Genomic DNA, 19,007 nt, shown 5'->3' with positions numbered 1-19,007 from the left:
TTGTGGGAGAGTAAGTCACCGCCGACACCAAACAACAACAACACAACAAAATACAACAAAGAAGAGGACGGTATACCACCGCCCTCTTCCTTGCGTTTTACCAGCCCTCCCGGCTGGTGGAGGGCCTCATCTGCAAAGCCAAGAGTACGGCACTAGGGCGTCCGCGGAGCGTTCAGTAACGCAATGAGCGATTAAGCCTCCTAGTGTCCATTTGCACGCTCGTACAACTGCGCGGCCGGTCGGCGGTGAAGAGTTGTGGAGCGTTGCGGGGCGGAGTGGCTTTCCACTGTGGGTGGTCCTGGCAATTTATTTGCGTTCAGTAGGATCGAGCGCCGTCTCATTGAACCGGTCTGGGCGAGCGTTTGGCCTAGCGCTGTATGGCTCACGCTGCGGCAGCGCAAGAGGATCTAAATTCCGGCTTTTTCGCTTGGGGTTGTAGAATAGGGCCGGTATTTCTGTGCTAGTTCCAACCAAGAAAGGGTAGGGCTTAATGTCGGAGCGCAACCACAACGGGCGAGCTGGACGTGACCGCAAACCACGCAATAACAAGAGCCGTGATTTCAAGGGCGATTCCCGGAAAAAGAAGTCTTTTTCGCCGCAGCGCTCCGGTTACCGTGAGGAACGCATCAATCGTCGCATGAGTGACCCAGACATCCCGGCCGGGGTGGATGTTAACGATTTGGATCCCTTGGTTTTGCAGGACCTAAAATCGCTCTCGAAGGAGAATTCCGAGGCCGTCGCCAAGCATATGATCATGGCTGCGACCTGGATGGAAGACGATCCCAAGCTTGCCTTGCGCCACGCACGTGCTGCTAAGGACCGTGCCGGCCGCGTGGCTATCGCCCGAGAGGTCAATGGTATTGCCGCATATCGTGCTGGCGAATGGAAGGAAGCGCTGGCTGAATTGCGTGCTTCCCGGCGTATTTCCGGCGGGCCTGGGCTGCTGGCCGTAATGGCTGACTGTGAGCGCGGCTTGGGACGCCCAGAAAAAGCGCTCGAGCTTGGACGCGCGGATGACGCGGCTGAGCTCGATGAGGAATCTAAAATCGAGCTAGCGATTGTTTTAGCCGGAGCCCGTCTAGATATGGGCCAAGCCGAGTCAGCCGTTGTAACTATCCAGCGCGCTCATCCTGATCGAGATGCACGCGGGATAAGCGCATGCCGTCTCGCATATGCTTATGGCAATGCTCTGCTGGAAGCGGGTCGCAAGGACGAAGCTAAGGAATGGTTTGAGCACGCCGTCTCAATTGATGAGGGCGACTGGACCGATGCAGCGGAGCGCTTAGAGGAGTGTAAGTAGTGACGGTGCTAAGCAAACACGATGCTCTTCTGCTCGATCTAGACGGCACCGTGTGGGAAGGCGGCCGCCCACTTTCTAACGTGGTGGACGTCATCAATACCTGTGGTGTGCCGGCGGTGTACGTGACGAACAATGCTTCACGCAGCCCAGAAGCAGTGTCGAAGATGCTGGCAGACATCGGGCTCGAGGCGACCACGCAGCAGATTATTACCTCCGCCCAAGCAGTCCTTCAATTAGTGGCGGATGAGGTGCCAGCCGCCTCGAAACTCCTCATTATTGGTGCTGATTCCTTTCGTGATTTGGCCCGCGAGATGGGCTTTGAGGTGGTCTCCAGCGCTGATGACAAGCCTGCCGCTGTTGTGCAGGGTTTTGACCGTTCTGTTGGCTGGGAGCAATTGACTGAAGGGGCTCTGGCCATCCGCCAGGGAGCGAAGTTTTTCGCATCGAACCTAGATACTTCTCTGCCTATCGAGAGGGGATTTGCCGTGGGCAATGGTTCCCTCGTGGCCGCCATCCAGTCCGCCACCGGGGTAGAGCCGGTGTCTGCAGGAAAGCCCTCGCCAGCCATGTTTACTTTTGCGGCGAAGCAAATTGGTGCGAAAAAACCGCTTGCTGTAGGCGACCGTTTGGATACCGATATAGCCGGTGGTAATTCCGCTGCCATGAATACCTTCCATGTGCTTACCGGTGTTTCTGGGGAACTAGAACTTATTGAGGCACCTGTGGAGGCGCGCCCCAACTTTATTGGTGCAGGTATGCATGAACTGGCTTTGCCGGTCTCTGTTGCCCGACCTGGAGCACAGGGTGGATTTACTGCTCGGTGTGATGGACATGATCTTCTGCTGGAAGGCGGCGACGAGAAGTCCACGTCAGTGCAGGCATTAAGAACTGTGTTGGAGGTGGCGTGGGCCATGCCGTCTCCTCCGCGCTATATTCAACCGCGAAGCGAGCGCGCGGAAAAGGTTGTTGCGCAATGGCGGTAAAGCCGCATGATTTTCGCGCCGTGAAGGAGCCGGCGGAGATCGATGCTGACGTAGCAAAGATTTTAGGAGAAAACGCAGCGGATTTGGCCGCTGAGGTGGAACAGCTGGACCGCGCCCACAATGTGTTGCGCGATGCTTTGCAGGAGAATTAATGCCCCCACAACGTCGTAGGTTAGACGCGGAGCTGGTGCGCCGGAAGATTGCGCGCTCTCGTGAGCAGGCCCGGGAAATGATCAAGTCCGGCCGTGTCACGGTCGGTGGTTTCAAGGCACAAAAGCCGGCGTCGATAGTAGAACCAGAGGTCTCCATCAAGGTGGAGGAGTCCGAGGAAGATAAGTGGGCCTCCCGCGGTGCGCACAAGCTTTTGGGAGCCTTAGCGGCGTTTGACGTCGATATGAATGGTCGCATTCTTGATGCCGGTGCGTCTACCGGTGGCTTTACTGATGTGTGCTTAGAATACGGCGCGCAGGAAGTTCTTTCTGTGGATGTCGGCTACGGACAGCTGCTCTGGCGCCTCCAAAACGACGATCGAGTAAAAGTTCTCGACCGTACCAATATCCGGAATCTGACGCTCGAGCTTACCGACGGCCCTTGTGACGGCATGGTTGGAGATCTGTCCTTTATCTCCCTCCGGCTCGTATTGCCAGCCATTGTGGAATGCCTAAAGGATGGTGCCTGGTTATTGCCCATGGTGAAGCCGCAGTTCGAGGTGGGCAAGGACCGCCTTGGCAGCGGTGGTGTCGTTCGATCACCGGAATTGCGCAAGGAAGTAACCAAGGAGGTCGCTCAGTTTGCCCTGTCGCTCGGGTTGAGCATGCACGGTGCTGTAGCGTCCCCGCTGCCTGGGCCAAGTGGCAACGTGGAGTATTTCCTGTGGCTGAAAAAGGACGGCGCGCCCACGGATCTGGCTAGAGTAGAAGAAATGATTGACCGTGCAGTCGAGGAAGGCCCGCAATGACCCGTGAGATCCTGTTGGTGCCTCATGCCAACCGCGAGCAGAACCTGCAGGCAACGTCGCGAGCAGCGGAGCTGCTACAAGATGCCGGGATTACTGTTCGAGTGTGCGCGGACGAGAAGGTCTTGCCTGGGCTAAAGCACGTCCCCCACACCGAAGACGCGGCTTCGGGGTGCGAATTAGTCCTGGTACTCGGTGGAGACGGAACCTTCCTCCGTGCAGCGGATATGGCACGTTCTGTGGATATTCCGGTGCTAGGAATCAACCTCGGGCATGTGGGATTTCTGGCTGAGTGGGAAGTCGAATCCCTAGATCAGGCCTTAGTGCGGGTCATAGACAAAAGGTACCGCATTGAGGATCGACTCACCATCGATGTCACTATCTTTGACGAGGAAGGAACCCTTCTCAATCGCAGCTGGGCTCTGAATGAGGCTTCGGTAGAAAACCAAAATCGCTCTGGAGTATTGGACGCAATTTTGGAAGTTGACCGCAGGCCGGTGTCTTCCTTCGGTTGTGATGGGGTGCTCATCTCCACGCCTACTGGGTCGACCGCCTATGCGTTTTCGGCTGGCGGGCCGGTGCTGTGGCCCTCGCTCGACGCGATTTTGGTAGTACCGAATAATGCGCACGCTTTGTTTACTAAGCCCCTAGTCGTCTCGCCCAATTCTTTAGTAGCCGTTGAATCAACCATGCGTACAACTCCGGCGACCGTGATTTTGGATGGTTTCCGTGAGCTCGCCATGCCTCCAGGAGCTCGCGTGGAGGTAGTGCGAGGCGCGCGTCCGGTGCGATGGGTACGCTTGGATGACCAACCTTTTACTGACCGTTTAGTCTCGAAGCTGCGCCTGCCCGTAGAAGGGTGGCGCGGGCCGAAGGAGAAGTAGTGCTCGTCGATATTTCCATTAATGACCTGGGCGTTATTAGCCAGAGCTCCGCGGAGCTCTCTACTGGTCTAACCGTGCTTACTGGTGAAACTGGTGCGGGCAAGACCATGGTGGTTACTGGATTGCGGCTTTTAGCAGGTGGACGCGCGGATGCCTCCCGGGTGCGGGATGGGGCGAAGAAAGCGGCAGTAGAGGGGCATTTTTCCTCGGGGAAAGATTCTATCCGCGAGTTGGTCGAATCAGTAGGTGGGGAGCCCGATGAAAATGGAGAATACATCGTCTCCCGGACGGTTTCTGCTGCAGGTAGATCGAGGGCCTATTTGGGTGGTCGGGCGGTGCCTGCGGCAACCTTAGGCGAATTTGCCCGCGAACTTATTACGGTCCATGGGCAAAATGATCAGCTGCGTTTGCTTGCTCCCGAGGAACAATTGGGTGCAGTAGACCGTGCGGATCCTACGTTGGCCGAGGTACGCCGTCGCTATACCGAGGCTTTTAAAGAATGGCGCCGTTTGGCAAAGGACTATAAGCGGCGTACAGAGCAGCGCCGCGAACTCGCGCAAGAGGTTGATCGCCTGCAGTTCGCGGTGGATGAGATCGACGGCGTTGCGCCGGAGCCGGGTGAGGATGAGGAGCTGGTGCAGCTGGTTCGCAAGCTGCAAGACGTCGACGGTCTTCGCGAATCCGCGGAAGTTGCACTGGCTTCTATCGACGGCACCGAGGAACTGGAAGAGGCTGCCTCGGCGTTGCTGGGCCGGGCGGTTTCGGCATTGGCGGGGACTACCGACAAGGAATTGGCCGCCTTGGGCGAACGGCTCAGTGAGATTTCTTCACAACTGGGCGATATTTCCGGCGAGCTGGGAGGGTATCTGGCCGGGTTGCCGGCGGATCCGCAGCTTTTAGAAAAGTCCTTGCAGCGCCAGCAGGAGCTTCGTACACTGACCCGCAAATATGCCGGGGATATTGACGGAGTTATAGCTTGGCGGGATGAAGCTGCAGCAAAGCTCGAATCCATGGATACCTCAACTGAAGCCCTAGAGGAATTGAAAAAACAGGTCAAGGACGCTGAATCGGTGATGGTTGAGCGGGCTGGGGAGCTGACAAAGGGGCGCCGGCAAGCGGCGAAGGCTTTGGGGGAGCAGGTCACGCAAGAGCTGCACGGCCTAGCCATGCCGAATTCAACGTTGACGGTTGAGTTGACGCAGGCGAAATATTCTAAAACTGGCGCGGACGCGGCCGAGCTGCAGCTGAACGGAAAGCCGATCGCGTCTGCAGCTTCAGGCGGCGAACTTTCCCGTGTCATGTTGGCCTTGGAGGTGGTGCTAGCGGATGAGGACGGCGCCACCTTGGTCTTCGATGAGGTAGATGCCGGTGTGGGCGGACGCGCGGCGGTGGAAATTGGCCGCCGCCTGGCACGTTTGGCCGTGCACAACCAAGTCATCGTGGTAACACACTTGCCGCAGGTAGCAGCGTATGCCGATGCACACCTGCATGTTTCGAAGGAAAAATTCACTTCTGGTGTGGCCGAGCTTTCGCAGGACGAGCGCGTGGAGGAGTTGGCGCGCATGCTGGCAGGCTTGGATGATACGGAGACTGGTCGCGCGCACGCGCAGGAGCTTTTTGAGCGGGCACAGCAAGAAGCTTCCGCGCGCCTAACCCACTAGAAACAATAATCACGTCACAATAGGGGTCATGGCTCTGTTTTCCCGTAACCCCGAGCAGCCTGGTGCACTGCGCGATTGCACTCCGGGCGCTAAGGGGATGAAAAAATTTAGTGAAGGCGATGTCGCCGTAATTGATGCGGCTAATATCTCTCGCCACGAGGCCCAGACCCTCGTTGACCTTAAACCCTCCGCCGTGATTAACGTGGCGGAGTTTTCTCCCGGTACGGTCCCCAATTATGGCCCGCACATTTTGCTTGACGCCGACATTGCCCTCGTTGAGGGCGTTGGCCAGTCCTTCGTGTCCGAGTTCAAGGATGGAAAGAAGGCGCGAATCGGGGAGGATGGCACCGTCTTTAGCGGTGATAAAGCTCTTGGCACGGGCCGCGTGGTTACTCGCGAGCGAGCAGAAAAGAACTTTACCGCGGCACAGGGTGCGCTGATTGACCACATGGAATCCTTCTTTGGCAACTCCATTGATTTTATTAACTCTGAGGGGCCGCTGCTTATCGACGGCCTCGGGGTTCCCGCTTCTGGCTCTGAGATCGCAGGCCGCAAGGTCGTGCTGTTTTCGCCAACAGACAGACACCGCGAACAGCTCAAGCAGCTGCGGAACTTTATCCGCGAATATGAGCCGCTGCTGATTGCGGTGGGAGAGGCTGCAGATTCGTTGCTAGCACAGGGGTATAAGCCAGATTTCATCATTGGTGATCCCAATGGCGTCAGCGATGAGGCCCTGCGTTGTGGCGCCCGTGTGGTTGTTCCTGCGGATCCAGAGGGCGAGGTAGAAGGCCTTGACCGCATCCACGACCTCGGCATCGGTGCCATGACTTTTCCCGCAGCGACGCATTCAGGTACCGATTTGGGTCTGCTTTTTGCTGATTATCACGGCGCAGACCTCATCGTGCAGGCAGGCGGTGGGGTAGACCTTGATGATATTTTTGCGGATCGCACCAACCCGTCGGCGGTGCTTTCCCGGCTTAAGGCCGGCACCAAGGTGGTTGACGCGGATGCGGTGATTAACCTCTACAGTGCACCTTCGTCCAACCTTGGCTGGCTGTGGGCACTGCTGGGAATCTTGGTTGCCATTGCGGCGGTTATCCTCATTGTCGGTTTCGGCGGAAGTCAGGACTTTGCTAGTAACCTCAGCGAAACCTGGTCCAGGCTCTTTGGGGGCGCATAGAGCATGGCAAAGACTGAGCTAGTAGCAGGCTTGGGCTTCGGCGCCGCAGTAGGCGTGGCGCTGGGTGCCCTGATCATTGCTCCCAATCTGACCACCGGCATGGCCGATGATGATCCGATCCGTGAGGAGCACCGCAAGGTCGTCCAGGACAATAAGATTTTGCAGACCCAAAATGAGGCGAGCGATAAAATCGTGGCTGATTCCGGGGCGGAACTAGTAAACGGGGCATTGTCTCAGCGCCCCGTGCTCATCGTCACCACCGACGATGCTAATGGCGGAGACGTGGACGCAATCCGAAAGCTCTTGGAAACTTCCGGTGCCACGGAGGCCGGCGAGATTAAGCTGACCAAGGACTTTTTGCGCCCCGAAACTAAAGACAAGCTTTTGCCCATCCTGAAAGACACTGCGCCTAAGAAGGCAGATACCAAGGATCTGGATTCTGCGGGAGCGCTCAGCGGTGAGGTGCTCGGCACTGCATTGTCTATGGATCTTGAGAGCACGAAGCCCATGGCATCAGTACAAGAGCGTGCGGATGTGCTCCATAAGCTGCGCGACGAAGGCTTCATTGACTACGAGGATGGGACCATCGTTCCTGCCCAGGCCATTATCGTCGTCTCTGGCAATGGCCTGCGCGGCTACCCTTCCGATGCTTTGGCGGAATTTGTTACCGGGTTGGATGATGTCAATGGTTCTGTAGTGTTTAGCGGGCGTACCAAACAAACTCAGGACGATAAGGCACTTGCCCAGGTGCGCGACCAAGATGCGAAGCTGTCCACGGTCGATGGCACCGAGCGTGCAGTCGAGCGCATTGCCGTTATTTTGGCCACCGAGGAGCAGCTCGATGGTGGTCAAGGCGATTATGGTGCCACAGAGACCGCGGATTCTGCCCTACCGGGAAAGAAATAGCTCATGGCGCATGATTTCAAGGTGCTTGACTCGCAATTGCTTGTCGACGCCCCCATTCTCGCTCTCCGCCGCGACGAGGTTGTCATGCCCGGCGATGTTCCTGCCTCCCGCGAGGTAGTAGAGCACCTAGGCGCGGTGGCAGTGGTGGCACTGGACTCGGACGAACGCATTGCCATGGTGTATCAGTATCGCCACAGCGTGGGCAAGCGCCTGTGGGAATTACCGGCAGGTTTGCTCGACGTACGCGGCGAAGATGAGCTAACCGGCGCGAAGCGGGAGTTACAGGAGGAAGCTGGTCTGAGCGCGCAGACGTGGTCAGTGCTGACGGATTTGGTAACTTCACCGGGGTTCTGCGAAGAAGCGGTCCGCGTTTTCTTAGCCTCCGACCTTTCTGAGGTGCCGCGTATGGAGGCTACCGGGGATGAAGAAGCTGATATGGAGGTTGCTTGGGTCCGGCTCGAGGACGCCGTCGAGAAGGTAATGCGAGGCGAAATCGTCAATTCCATCGCCTGCAGCGGCATTTTGGCGGCTTATGCAGTGCTGCGCGGTGGCAAGGGGACCCGCAGCGTGGATGAGCCTTTCACGTTGCGGCCGACGTCGATGAGTGCCCGGCGCACGGGCGCGGACCTGAAGCAGCTGTGAGTGCAGTCGAAGATATAGCGCAGACGTGGCTTAACCATCTGGCGGTTGAGCGTGGCGTTTCTGCCAATACGTTGAGTAATTACCGCCGTGATGTCCGGCGCTATGTCACTTGGTTGGAGGACAACGGGGTAGAGGACCTGCGCGCGGTAACGCGGCCTATGGTGGAGGCCTATCTCAAGGATCTGCGGTCAAAAATGGCTGCGTCCTCGGCTAATCGTGCTCTCATCGTAGCCCGCGGGTTGCATAAATTTTCCGTGGCAGAAGGCGTTGTAGACGTCGATGTTGCGGTTGAGGTTACCCCTCCATCAACTGGACAGCATTTGCCTGAGACGTTATCGGTGGACGAGGTCAGCGGCCTTATTGAGGCAATTCCCACCGAAACCCCGGTGGATGTGCGCGACCGTGCTCTGCTGGAAATGCTCTACGGTACTGGCGCGCGAATCTCAGAAGTAATCTCCCTAAACGTTGATGACGTTTCCTCCGCGCAAGAGGTAATCCACCTGCACGGAAAGGGCGACAAAGAGCGGATTGTGCCCTTGGGTTCGCATGCCCGCCAGGCCATTGACGCCTATTTGGTGCGGGCTCGTCCGGTGCTGAGCAAAGGCACAACGCCGGCGTTGTTTCTCAATACCCGCGGCGGGGCTTTATCGCGCCAAAGCGCGTGGGCAGTGTTAAAGACAGCTGCACAGCGTGTAGATCTGGGAAAGTCCATTTCTCCCCACACCTTGCGGCATTCTTTTGCGACGCACCTGCTTGAAGGCGGCGCAGATGTGCGCACCGTGCAAGAATTGCTGGGACATTCATCCGTGACGACAACGCAAATATATACCCACGTCACTGCCGACTCCTTGCGTGAGGTGTGGCGCACTGCTCACCCCCGTGCCTAAGAAAGGACATATATGTTTTCTACTCGTGTAGCCGGCGCGGTACTTTCTACCGCGTTGCTTTTCCCCGCGGTGGCGCAGGCACAGCTGCCACCGGAGGTAGAAGCCGCTATTGCCGCGCCTATCCCGGTTCCGGCCGGCGAAACCACGACCGTGAGCCTGCCAGTGCCGGCCGAGGCGAGCTACTCGGGTGATGGGTGGAACGTTTCTGCCTCTGGTACCTCTGCTACCATCACCGCCCCACCAGAGGGCGGCCAAATCTCTGTTCCCGTCTCCGCCCAGGGTATGAATGCAACTCTCACGCTGGTAGCCGATGGTTCGGTGGAGCAGGAAGACATTCAGGAAGAAATCGACGGTGCAGAGGGTGCTCCAGCGCCGAGCCCGGCACCGAATAGGCCGGATGACGGCGGCAATCCGCCGGCAGACAAGGGGGCCGAAGGTGGGGCGGAAAAGCCCGCGCCGGCGAAAGAGAACGAAAATCTCCCGGTAGTCCCAGGCGAAAAACCGGAACGTAAGCCGGCAGGGGAAGCCAACCTTGAAGGTGCGGAATACGTCAACCTTGAATCTCATATCGAAGGCAATACGATTACCGCGAAGATGGGGCTCAAGCAGGCCTACGACCTCTACCAGCAGTTTAAGGACACGGAGGAAAACGACGTTAAGCTGCGCTACCTTGATGGTGAAGGCAATATTATCCAAGGCGTAAAGCGCGACGTGGATGCTTCATCACGTACCCTCACTCTGACGTATCCAGAGGTTGAAGCGCCTGATAATCCCTTCATTATGCAATTGCTGCGCAACGATGGCTCTGGTGCCGCCCTCATCGTCACTTTGCAGGACCCTAATTATCAATCTGCGTCAGAGAACCTCGATAAGCGGCAACAGGAAGAACCCAAAGATGATAATGAGAGCTCGCATATGGGCTGGATTATCGGAGGGGCAGCTGCGGCGATACTTATCGTTCTGATCGCTCTAGTGGCCGCACTCAAACGACGTTCTAGTCAACGCTAAAAGCTTGATATAAACTAAGTCTCGGTACTTTCTTGCTGTAGCGGGTACGCTTTAATGACAACGTTGTAATCAACCCTAAGCCAAGTGTCATGGTCCGGAACTTGGCGTCAAGGAAGCAGGTGTGACTGTGAGCGAAGAGGGTCTCTTTTCTGCCTCTGATGTAGAGGTGGGGCTGACCGGTCGTCCTATCCGCGAGTTGCCAGAACCCGCACCCTTGGAAAAGCATGGGCCGGCCACCATTATTTCGATGTGTAACCAAAAGGGCGGCGTGGGTAAGACCACCTCCACCATTAATATGGGAGCCTGCTTGGCTGAGTATGGCCGTAAAGTCCTCTTGGTTGACCTTGACCCGCAGGGTGCGCTTTCGGCAGGTTTGGGGCTCACACATGACGATATCGAGGACACTATCTATGACGTCATGCTCGATAGCCATACCTCTATTCACTCCGCTATCCAGCACACTGGTGTAGCAGGCTTGGATTTGGTACCGGCGAATATTGACCTTTCTGCTGCGGAAATTCAGATGGTCAATGAAGTAGGCCGCGAACACACGCTAGCTCGGGCCCTGCGCCCAGTGCGGCGCGATTATGACTTCATCATCATCGACTGCCAGCCCTCGTTGGGGCTGCTTACCGTCAACGCGCTTGCCTGCTCCCAGGGCGTGATCATCCCAATGGAGTGCGAGTTCTTCTCCCTGCGTGGTTTAGCGCTATTGACTGACACGGTGGAAAAGGTCTCTGACCGTATCAACTTTGATCTTGAGGTCATGGGTATCTTGGTGACCATGTTTGATCGCCGCACGAAGCATGCTCGGGAAGTTATGTCCCGAGTGGTGGACTATTTTGGCGATAAAGTCTTTGACACCGTAATTACTCGGACCGTTCGTTTCCCGGAAACGTCAGTGGCCGGAGAGCCGATTACTACGTGGGCGCCAAACTCTCCTGCTACGCAGCAGTATCGCAACCTGGCCAAAGAGGTCATTGAGCGCTCGACCGTTTAAGGTATCGTGACCCAGCCGGAGATTACGGGCTTTCGCATTGCACTGCGAAATTTTGAGGGCCCATTTGACCTGCTTTTGCAGCTTATCCAGTCCAAAAAGATGGACGTGACTGATGTTGCGCTTTCAGAGGTAACGGACGAGTTTGTCGCCTATACGCGGCAGCTGGGCGAGTCTGCGGATTTGGATGAGACCACTGATTTCTTGCTGGTGGCAGCGACGCTTTTGGACTTAAAGGCGGCGCGGCTCCTGCCTCGCGGTGATGTCGACGAGATTGAAGACTTGGAACTGCTGGAGTCGCGCGACCTTCTTTTTGCTCGTCTTTTGCAATATAAGGCCTATAAACTAGTAGCGGACCAATTCGCGGAGTGGCAGCGCGAGGCCCAGCGGAGCTATCCGCGGGCGGTAGCTATCGAGGAGAAGTTTGCGGAGCTACTGCCTCCTGTCTCCCTCGGCCATACGCCAGCCAGTTTCGCAGAGCTCGCCGCGGGAGTCTTCCGCCCAAAGCCGCCGGAAGAAGTGGCCACCGGCCACGTGCACTCCGTGGCGGTATCGGTACCAGAGCAAGCCGGCAAGATCCTGGAAACCCTAAAGCTACTGGGCGCCGGTCAATGGATGAGTTTTGGTTCCCTGACCCGCGATTGCACGGTTTCTATGCAAGTTGTGGGCCGTTTCTTGGCTCTTTTGGAGTTGTACAAGGCCAAGGCGGTTGACGCACAACAGGAAGAAGCGCTGGGCCAGTTGGACCTTTCGTGGACGGGTTTGGACGTTGACCCAGCGGTAGTTGCCGCCGCGAACTGGGACTAAGGACGCTGCTGGATAAACTTCAGCGTCTCCGGGGCCAGCTCGCGATCAGAATAAACGCGTACGTCAGGCTCATCTGGGTTGTCCTCGGTGCCTACGCGGCGGCCTTCCCACACTTGTTGGAGTCCTTGCTTTTCAATGACCCGGATCGCTGCTGGGTGGTTGGTCGTCACTCGGGCGGTGATGGGGGATTCAGGATCAACCTGGTGAATGCTCTTTAGCGTCGCCGAAGGGATCTCTGTAGCAAATCCTGAGCCCCAGTGAGCAGGGCGGAGGCGGTATTTGATGTCCCAGAAATTTCCGTCTTCGACAAAAATGGCCCCACCAACTCCGACGAACTCAGAAGGATTATGGCGCATGTAGGCGGCCCATGGTCCAAAATGGTGGGCTTCCCACGATTGGGAGGAGGATTGCGCGAGTGCACGGGTGGTGCGGATATCGGCAAAGCGCCCGTTGGGTCGGTGGCTCCAAATTCGCCCGTCGCTGTAGACCTTGTGGGTCTCTTCGATATTGGCGGCGGACAGTGGGATGAGAATGAGTCTGTCAGTGCGGGTAATAGTTTCCATTGCAATATGTTATCCGCCTCACAATAGGAACCGAAAGTGATTTAGGAAATTTCAGGCGTCGTTTTCCGCTACAGTAAGCTTGGCGTCTATGGACCTTCCCCTCATCTCGCAGCTCCGTTCCCGCCTTGAGTCAATCTTGCTCGTACTCGATTCCCCAGCTTCGGTGGAGTCCTTGGCGCGTGCTTTGGGGGCGGAAAGGGACGTCGTCAGTGATTGCCTGCGCGCTGTCCAGCGCGAGCTGAATGATCGTGGTTCTGGTATCGAGTTGCGCGAGACCCAAGAGGGGTGGCGCTTTTATACGCGTTCCGAAAACGCAGGCGCGGTAGAAGAATTCCTATTGGATGGCGCCCAGACAAAGCTCTCGCGTGCGGCCCTGGAGACATTGGCGGTGGTAGCCTACCGCCAGCCCGTAACCCGCCAGCAGGTTGCCGCTGTTCGCGGCGTCAATGTCGATGGTGTTATGCGGACCCTAGGCCTGCGCGGATTGGTGCGGGAGCTGCCGCAGGATGATTTTGAAGGTGCCGCGCACCGCTATGAGACGACGGAATTGTTCCTCGAGTTATTAGGGATTGATTCTTTGGAGCGCTTGCCGGACTTGGCGCCGCTATTGCCTGACGTGGAGGCGATCGACGAGGAGTACTAGCGTGGGGTAAGATTGCCCAGGTAATTTCATATCTTCGAGAGAAAAGGACACGTACGTGACTCCTCCCGCTCGCCGTGACGGCACACCGGATAAGAAGCAGCGAGACAGTGACATCATTGTCTCTAATGCTAAGCCGGCCCGTCACCAGCATGTGTCAAAGAAAAAGCAGAAGGCTACTGCAGAATCCGTAGCCCGAGAACTGGGCGCCGATTGGCTGGTCGATGAAGACAAGCCTAAGGGGGAACGTCTCCAAAAGGTGCTCGCTAAGGCAGGCGTTGCTTCTCGTCGCCACGCTGAAATCCTCATCGATGCCGGCCGTGTTGAGGTCAACGGCAAGATCATTTCCAAGCAGGGCGTTAAGGTAAACCCCTCTGTTGACGTCATCCGAGTAGATGGTGTGCGCGTCAATGTCAACGAGGAGCACGAATATTTTGTGCTCAACAAGCCGCGCGGCATGCAGTCCACTATGTCTGATGACCTGGGCCGCCCGTGCGTAGGCGACGTGGTTTCGGAAAAGGTTGCTGCTGGCCAGCGTCTTTTTCACGTAGGCCGCCTCGACGCCGATACCGAGGGGCTGCTTATTCTCACCAATGACGGCGAGTTGGCTAACCGTTTGATGCACCCTAAGTATGAGGTGACGAAGACCTACCTCGCAACTGTTTTGGGTGAGGCCGACCGGAAGCTTGTGCGACAGCTCAAGGAAGGAATCGAGTTGGAGGATGGCCTGGCAAAGGCAGATTTTGCGCAGGTTGTAGATACCAACCAGGGATATTCTTTGGTTCGTCTTGAGCTGCATGAGGGGCGCAAGCACATTGTGCGCCGCATGTTGAAAGAGGCGGGCTTCCCCGTGCAGCGTTTGGTGCGTACCAAGCTTCATACGGTGCAGTTGGGCGATATGAAGCCCGGTGGTCTGCGAGCTCTCAATTCCAGCGAATTGACTAGTTTGTATAAGGCGGTGGAGATGTAATGATTTCTAATATGCCGAATCAGGGCCTCATCCTGGCTGTGGATGGCCCTTCTGGGACTGGTAAGTCGACCACGTGCCGCGCCCTAGCCAAACAACTCGATGCAAAGTACATCGACACTGGTGCCATGTACCGTGTAGCAACTCTTGCCGTGTTGCGTAAGGGAGTGGACCCTGCGGATACGTCCGCGGTGATTGCTGCTACAGCCGATCTGCCATTGGAAGTTTCCGATGATCCAGATTCCACCGAGGTTCTTCTCGGCGGCGAGGATGTCGCGCGCGTTATTCGGGAAGACGAAGTCACTCGCAATGTCTCCGCCGTATCTGCCATTCCGGAAGTTCGGGAAAATCTGGTAGCCCTGCAGCGCAAACTAGCCCGCGAGGCACATCGCGCTATTGTAGAAGGGCGCGATATTGGCACTGTTGTGCTTGCTGATGCCCCTGCTAAAGCATTCATGACCGCCTCTGCTGAAGTCCGAGCCCGCCGACGTCAGGCGCAGAACGAAAGGGCAGGAATCGCTTCAGACTACGAGACGGTACTCGCAGACGTGCAGCGCCGCGATGCGGCAGATTCTTCACGCAAAACCTCGCCGTTGCGCCCAGCAGACGATGCAACCTTAGTTGATACCTCGGATATGAGCCCTGAGGATGTCATACAGGCCCTGATTAACGTGGTAAAGGAGTCGGTCAATGACTAAGCATGATCCCCAGGAAGAGTCGGAGACTCAGTTCCATTACCCGGCCGGAAAGTTTGATGATGAGGTGGTAGAAGCCTCTCCTGGTTGGGCCGCTGATGACTTCAATGCCGAGGAATTTGACTATGAGTTCGATGACTCGGAATTCGGCGAGGCCGATTTTGGTGAAGAAACAGAAGGAGAAGAGCCGCTAAGCGAAGAGGAATGGGAGGAACTCTCCCGTGCTTTTGGTGTTGAGTCCGATGATCACACCGAAGAAGCTCTGTGCACGGTAGCCATTGTGGGTCGCCCTAATGTGGGCAAGTCTTCTTTGGTCAATCGTTTCCTTGGCCGCCGCGAAGCAGTGGTAGAAGACCACCCGGGCGTTACCCGTGACCGAATCTCCTATGTAGCGGACTGGAATGGGCAGCGCTTTTTGGTACAAGATACCGGCGGTTGGGATCCGAACGTCAAGGGCATCCATGGCGCAATCGCTCGCCAGGCAGAGGTGGCGATGGAAACTGCTGACGTCATCGTCATGGTGGTAGACACCAAGGTGGGAATTACTGCGACGGATGAGGTCATGGCCCGCCGCCTGCAAAAATCCCCCGTGCCGGTGATTCTGGTATCGAATAAGTTTGATTCCGATAATCAGTATGCGGATATGGCCGAGTTTTATGCGCTGGGCCTGGGCGATCCGTGGCCGGTATCTGCTCAGCACGGCCGCGGCGGCGCGGATGTGCTCGATGAGATTTTGCGGGTATTTCCGGAAGAGCCGCGGCAGACCGCGATTACTTCTGGTCCGCGCCGCGTCGCTTTGGTGGGCAAGCCTAATGTGGGTAAATCCTCCCTGCTCAATAAGCTGACCAGTGAAGAGCGCTCCGTGGTGGATAATGTCGCGGGCACCACCGTGGATCCGGTGGACTCTTTGGTACAGCTGGATGAGCAGCTGTGGAAGTTCATTGATACTGCCGGCCTGCGCAAGAAGGTCAAAAACGCGCAGGGACATGAGTACTATGCCTCCTTGCGTACGCGCGGCGTTATCGATGCTGCCGAGGTCTGCATTATGCTTATCGACGCCTCTGAGGAGATTTCTGAGCAGGATCAGCGCGTGCTTAATATGGTGCTAGAGGCAGGCAAAGCCCTCGTTATCGCATTCAATAAGTGGGACCTCATGGATGAGGACCGCCGCTACTACCTAGACCGCGAGATCGATCAGCAGCTGAGCCACCTACCGTGGGTTACGCGTGTGAATATTTCCGCCGAAACGGGCCGCGCCCTGCAGAAGCTGGAACCTGCCATGATCGAGGCGCTGGAAAGCTGGGACCAGCGCGTGTCTACGGGGCAGTTGAATAACTGGTTGCGTGAGGCCATCGCAGCTAATCCTCCGCCGATGAAAAATAACCGCCTGCCGCGCGTTTTGTTCGCCACGCAGGCATCCACGCAGCCGCCGACGATTGTCTTGTTCACGACAGGATTTTTGGATGCGGCCTATCGCCGCTACCTCGAGCGCAAGTTCCGTGAGCGTTTTGGCTTTCATGGAACGCCCATCCGCATCGCAGTGCGAGTGCGGGAGAGGCGCGGCAAGAAGCGCTAGCAGTATGCCCGTTACGCTGGGATTATAGCATTCAGGCGAGCGATTTTTGCACTGAAAACGGTGTGAGAATTAGCTCGCCTGTCCGTTTATGTCCGTTCATGTGGGGATCGATAGGATATAACCAGTTATAGATCCTCTCGTGATGGAAGGCTTTGTATGTTAGCCAGCGTAATCGCGCCAGATTCAATTCTGGCCATCGTGCTCCAGATCATCATCATCCTTGGCGCCCTGCTCTTGGGCACTCGCTATGGTGGCATCGGGCTGGGACTAATCTCCGGCATCGGTCTGATGCTCATGGTCTTTGTTTTCGGCCTCGCCCCGGGCGAGCCTCCGGTGTCAGTGATGCTGACCATCATCGCAGTCATTGGTTGCGCGGCTACCTTGCAACAGGCCCGCGGGTTGGAAGTGATGATGCAATTTGCCGAAAAGTTCCTTCGCGCCCACCCAGAGCGCATCACCATCCTCGCGCCGCTTACTACCTGGTTCTTGACGGTCCTATGCGGTACGGGCCACGTGGTGTACACGATGTTTCCGATTATTGAGGACATTGCGCTGAAAAAGGGCATCCGCCCAGAACGCCCGATGGCTGTCGCCTCGACGTCGGCGCAGATGGGTATTACGGCCTCTCCAGTGTCTGTGGCCACCGTGTCCTTGGCGTCTATCATCGCGGAAAATGCCGGCGCTATCGACCACGCCTATTCCATCCCGCAGATCCTGATGGTGGCTCTTCCAGCGTCACTTTCTGGCGTCATTCTTGCCGCACTGTGGTCGCTGCGCCGCGGCAAGGACTTGGACGAGGATCCGGCATTCCAGGAGCGAATGAAGGATCCGGAGTTTGCCGAAAGCATCAACCAATCCACTGGGTCGCTTATGGATGAGGAATTTTCGCCGGAAGCAAAGCGTGCGGTAGTTATCTTCCTCGTCGCTATCGCCAGCGTTGTCGCCCTCGGTGCCTTTGAATTCCTTCGCCCGCTTGTTCCGGGAGATGATGGCGAGCTAAGCCCGCTGTCTATGAACCTGGTTATCCAAATGGTCATGCTGGTAGCCGGCGCAATTATCTTGCTCAGCTGCAAGGCAGACCCAAAAAAGATCGCTTCCACCCCGGTGTTTAAAGCCGGCATGACCGCAGTATTCTCCGTGTTCGGTGTGGCCTGGATGGCGGATACCTTCTTCGAAGCCCATATCGACGCTTTGGAATCCAACCTGGGCTCCGTAGTGGAGGCCGCCCCATGGGCCTACGCCGTGGTGCTGGTCATCGTGTCTAAGCTGGTGAACTCGCAGGCCGCGGCCTTGGTTGCAATTGCTCCGATTGGCCTGCAGCTGGGCATCGACCCTGCCATCATCGTCGGTTTCTACGGCGCGGCCTACGGCTACTTCATCTTGCCCACCTACCCCTCGGACCTTGCCTGCATCGGCTTTGACCGCACGGGAACGACGCACATTGGCAAGTTCGTCATCAACCACTCCTTCCTGATTCCCGGCGCCATCTCGGTATTTACTTCCTGCGTCGTGGGCTCGCTCCTAGCGCAGATCCTGCTTTAATCCGACTCCCGTACCAGCACGAAGGCATCCGTGCGGTACGGGATGTGCAGTTTTTGTCCGGGCGTATATCCCAAGTGCTCGTAGAGGTACCAGTCCAGGTTGTGGGTCATGCGCTCATGGATGGCTTCGCCGTTGCGTAGCCAGTAAGACCGGGTATGCATTAGCTGGTGAAGTTGTTCCGGGGTAAGTTTGTGCTCCCAGGTCAGGCGGAGTTCTCGCTCTAAAGACCACGGCGCCGTATAGTCCGGGTAGAAACCCGGTTTATGTACATCGCCAGAGTGCATAATGCGAGAAAGCCGCAAAACCCATGGGTCGGCATTGACATCGAGCGTATTCCAGACCAAGAGGATTTTTCCGCCCGGCGCGAGGAAGCGGTCAAGCTCTGCGCAGGCGGCTGCCACATCAACCCAGTGCCAGGTTTGGGCGAGGCAGGCTGCGTCTAAGGAGGCGTCGGCAAGCGCGGTGTTTTCGGCCGTAGCACGCAGGACCGGCAGGTGTAGACGGGAAGCGAGAACTCCCGCCATATCGGCGGAAGGCTCCAAGGCTATAACCCGCTCATTGGGAAGGGACTCAGTGAGCTTTCCGGTACCTGCACCTATATCAGCTACGGTGTGGGCAGGGGCGATAAGGGCAGTGACTTCGTCCGGATAGCCAGGGCGTACATCGTGGTACGTGCTAGCGCCGCGGCGGAAGGCTTGGGCGGAGGCGGTGCGTTGCGCGGCAGTGCGGAAACCGGGGCCTTGCTTCGTGGAGGCCTTGCGGTAGCTAGGAAAGTGACGGGGATCTGGGCGGCGAGTCGACATAGCTCATCTAA

At 57.1% G+C, this 19,007-nt stretch carries 20 protein-coding genes; 18 read left to right on the top strand and 2 right to left on the bottom strand.

The window, feature by feature from the left end; translation table 11 throughout:
- Positions 1–490: 490 nt before the first annotated feature.
- The 13 genes from MHK05_RS08520 to MHK05_RS08460 all read left to right on the top strand — a co-directional run bounded on the left by MHK05_RS08520 (position 491) and on the right by MHK05_RS08460 (position 12,210).
- Complete coding sequence (locus MHK05_RS08520; RefSeq protein ID WP_239206103.1) at positions 491–1,300, top strand: tetratricopeptide repeat protein; 810 nt, start codon at positions 491–493, stop codon at positions 1,298–1,300.
- Positions 1,300–2,283 carry an HAD-IIA family hydrolase gene (locus MHK05_RS08515; protein ID WP_239206101.1) on the top strand — a complete coding sequence of 328 codons (984 nt, stop codon included), beginning with the start codon at positions 1,300–1,302 and terminating at the stop codon, positions 2,281–2,283. Before MHK05_RS08520 ends, MHK05_RS08515 begins: the two co-directional genes overlap by 1 nt.
- Positions 2,274–2,435 (top strand): hypothetical protein, encoded by a 162-nt coding sequence (locus MHK05_RS08510; protein WP_162837064.1) that lies wholly within the window; start codon positions 2,274–2,276, stop codon positions 2,433–2,435. The genes MHK05_RS08515 and MHK05_RS08510 overlap by 10 nt, the downstream gene beginning before the upstream one ends.
- Complete coding sequence (locus MHK05_RS08505) at positions 2,435–3,241, top strand: TlyA family RNA methyltransferase (protein ID WP_023021615.1); 807 nt, start codon at positions 2,435–2,437, stop codon at positions 3,239–3,241. The genes MHK05_RS08510 and MHK05_RS08505 overlap by 1 nt, the downstream gene beginning before the upstream one ends.
- The gene (locus tag MHK05_RS08500; RefSeq protein WP_023021614.1) at positions 3,238–4,122 is read left to right on the top strand and encodes an NAD kinase; all 885 of its coding nucleotides are present in this window, start codon (positions 3,238–3,240) and stop codon (positions 4,120–4,122) included. Before MHK05_RS08505 ends, MHK05_RS08500 begins: the two co-directional genes overlap by 4 nt.
- A complete protein-coding gene (recN, locus tag MHK05_RS08495) occupies positions 4,122–5,783 on the top strand; it encodes a DNA repair protein RecN (protein ID WP_023021613.1) in 1,662 nt (553 codons plus the stop codon). The genes MHK05_RS08500 and recN overlap by 1 nt, the downstream gene beginning before the upstream one ends.
- Before the next feature lie 28 nt (positions 5,784–5,811).
- Positions 5,812–6,963 carry a putative cytokinetic ring protein SteA gene (steA, locus tag MHK05_RS08490; protein WP_239206099.1) on the top strand — a complete coding sequence of 384 codons (1,152 nt, stop codon included), beginning with the start codon at positions 5,812–5,814 and terminating at the stop codon, positions 6,961–6,963.
- 3 nt (positions 6,964–6,966) lie between these two features.
- Complete coding sequence (locus MHK05_RS08485; protein ID WP_239206097.1) at positions 6,967–7,869, top strand: copper transporter; 903 nt, start codon at positions 6,967–6,969, stop codon at positions 7,867–7,869.
- Between the two features lie 3 nt (positions 7,870–7,872).
- Positions 7,873–8,511 (top strand): NUDIX domain-containing protein, encoded by a 639-nt coding sequence (locus tag MHK05_RS08480; RefSeq protein ID WP_239206095.1) that lies wholly within the window; start codon positions 7,873–7,875, stop codon positions 8,509–8,511.
- A complete protein-coding gene (xerD, locus tag MHK05_RS08475; protein ID WP_049360922.1) occupies positions 8,508–9,398 on the top strand; it encodes a site-specific tyrosine recombinase XerD in 891 nt (296 codons plus the stop codon). The genes MHK05_RS08480 and xerD overlap by 4 nt, the downstream gene beginning before the upstream one ends.
- A 12-nt stretch (positions 9,399–9,410) precedes the next feature.
- Complete coding sequence (locus tag MHK05_RS08470; RefSeq protein WP_239206093.1) at positions 9,411–10,406, top strand: hypothetical protein; 996 nt, start codon at positions 9,411–9,413, stop codon at positions 10,404–10,406.
- A gap of 127 nt (positions 10,407–10,533) precedes the next feature.
- Positions 10,534–11,406, top strand: a complete 873-nt coding sequence (locus MHK05_RS08465) for a ParA family protein (RefSeq protein WP_034668724.1) — start codon at positions 10,534–10,536, stop codon at positions 11,404–11,406.
- Positions 11,407–11,412: 6 nt separating this feature from the next.
- Positions 11,413–12,210 (top strand): segregation and condensation protein A, encoded by a 798-nt coding sequence (locus MHK05_RS08460; protein ID WP_200287539.1) that lies wholly within the window; start codon positions 11,413–11,415, stop codon positions 12,208–12,210.
- Here MHK05_RS08460 and MHK05_RS08455 read toward each other — a convergent pair.
- Positions 12,207–12,773: a GNAT family N-acetyltransferase gene (locus MHK05_RS08455; protein WP_239206091.1), complete on the bottom strand. Its 567-nt coding sequence runs from the start codon at positions 12,771–12,773 to the stop codon at positions 12,207–12,209. The two genes, MHK05_RS08460 and MHK05_RS08455, sit on opposite strands and share 4 nt — an antisense overlap.
- 88 nt (positions 12,774–12,861) lie before the next feature.
- Between MHK05_RS08455 and scpB the strand changes: the two genes are divergently transcribed.
- The 5 genes from scpB (at position 12,862) to MHK05_RS08430 (ending at position 18,193) form a co-directional block, all read left to right on the top strand.
- Positions 12,862–13,416, top strand: coding sequence for an SMC-Scp complex subunit ScpB (scpB, locus tag MHK05_RS08450; protein ID WP_023021604.1), 555 nt, complete (start codon positions 12,862–12,864; stop codon positions 13,414–13,416).
- A gap of 55 nt (positions 13,417–13,471) precedes the next feature.
- Positions 13,472–14,383, top strand: coding sequence for a pseudouridine synthase (locus tag MHK05_RS08445; protein WP_005329503.1), 912 nt, complete (start codon positions 13,472–13,474; stop codon positions 14,381–14,383).
- Complete coding sequence (gene cmk / locus MHK05_RS08440; RefSeq protein ID WP_200287537.1) at positions 14,383–15,078, top strand: (d)CMP kinase; 696 nt, start codon at positions 14,383–14,385, stop codon at positions 15,076–15,078. The genes MHK05_RS08445 and cmk overlap by 1 nt, the downstream gene beginning before the upstream one ends.
- Positions 15,071–16,651: a ribosome biogenesis GTPase Der gene (gene der, locus MHK05_RS08435; RefSeq protein ID WP_086589034.1), complete on the top strand. Its 1,581-nt coding sequence runs from the start codon at positions 15,071–15,073 to the stop codon at positions 16,649–16,651. The genes cmk and der overlap by 8 nt, the downstream gene beginning before the upstream one ends.
- A gap of 156 nt (positions 16,652–16,807) precedes the next feature.
- Positions 16,808–18,193 (top strand): anaerobic C4-dicarboxylate transporter, encoded by a 1,386-nt coding sequence (locus tag MHK05_RS08430; RefSeq protein ID WP_239206089.1) that lies wholly within the window; start codon positions 16,808–16,810, stop codon positions 18,191–18,193.
- Here the strand turns inward: MHK05_RS08430 and MHK05_RS08425 are convergent.
- The gene (locus MHK05_RS08425; RefSeq protein ID WP_239206087.1) at positions 18,190–18,996 is read right to left on the bottom strand and encodes a methyltransferase domain-containing protein; all 807 of its coding nucleotides are present in this window, start codon (positions 18,994–18,996) and stop codon (positions 18,190–18,192) included. The two genes, MHK05_RS08430 and MHK05_RS08425, sit on opposite strands and share 4 nt — an antisense overlap.
- Between the last annotated feature and the right edge of the window lie 11 nt (positions 18,997–19,007).

Source organism: Corynebacterium nasorum (genome assembly GCF_022347325.1).
GTDB classification, from domain to species: Bacteria; Actinomycetota; Actinomycetes; order Mycobacteriales; family Mycobacteriaceae; genus Corynebacterium; species Corynebacterium kefirresidentii.
The sequence above is the reverse complement of the archived record's forward strand: the minus strand, read 5'-3'. Positions and strand labels throughout refer to the sequence as shown.

Excerpts from the sequence above, each read along its gene's own strand:
- MHK05_RS08520 (WP_239206103.1), top strand. The coding sequence starts at position 491 with ATGTCGGAGCGCAACCACAACGGGCGAGCTGGACGTGACCGCAAACCA.
- MHK05_RS08510 (WP_162837064.1), top strand. The coding sequence starts at position 2,274 with ATGGCGGTAAAGCCGCATGATTTTCGCGCCGTGAAGGAGCCGGCGGAG.
- MHK05_RS08505 (WP_023021615.1), top strand. The coding sequence starts at position 2,435 with ATGCCCCCACAACGTCGTAGGTTAGACGCGGAGCTGGTGCGCCGGAAG.
- MHK05_RS08500 (WP_023021614.1), top strand. The coding sequence starts at position 3,238 with ATGACCCGTGAGATCCTGTTGGTGCCTCATGCCAACCGCGAGCAGAAC.
- steA (WP_239206099.1), top strand. The coding sequence starts at position 5,812 with ATGGCTCTGTTTTCCCGTAACCCCGAGCAGCCTGGTGCACTGCGCGAT.
- MHK05_RS08485 (WP_239206097.1), top strand. The coding sequence starts at position 6,967 with ATGGCAAAGACTGAGCTAGTAGCAGGCTTGGGCTTCGGCGCCGCAGTA.
- MHK05_RS08480 (WP_239206095.1), top strand. The coding sequence starts at position 7,873 with ATGGCGCATGATTTCAAGGTGCTTGACTCGCAATTGCTTGTCGACGCC.
- MHK05_RS08470 (WP_239206093.1), top strand. The coding sequence starts at position 9,411 with ATGTTTTCTACTCGTGTAGCCGGCGCGGTACTTTCTACCGCGTTGCTT.
- MHK05_RS08455 (WP_239206091.1), bottom strand. The coding sequence starts at position 12,773 with ATGGAAACTATTACCCGCACTGACAGACTCATTCTCATCCCACTGTCC.
- scpB (WP_023021604.1), top strand. The coding sequence starts at position 12,862 with ATGGACCTTCCCCTCATCTCGCAGCTCCGTTCCCGCCTTGAGTCAATC.
- cmk (WP_200287537.1), top strand. The coding sequence starts at position 14,383 with ATGATTTCTAATATGCCGAATCAGGGCCTCATCCTGGCTGTGGATGGC.
- der (WP_086589034.1), top strand. The coding sequence starts at position 15,071 with ATGACTAAGCATGATCCCCAGGAAGAGTCGGAGACTCAGTTCCATTAC.
- MHK05_RS08430 (WP_239206089.1), top strand. The coding sequence starts at position 16,808 with ATGTTAGCCAGCGTAATCGCGCCAGATTCAATTCTGGCCATCGTGCTC.
- MHK05_RS08425 (WP_239206087.1), bottom strand. The coding sequence starts at position 18,996 with ATGTCGACTCGCCGCCCAGATCCCCGTCACTTTCCTAGCTACCGCAAG.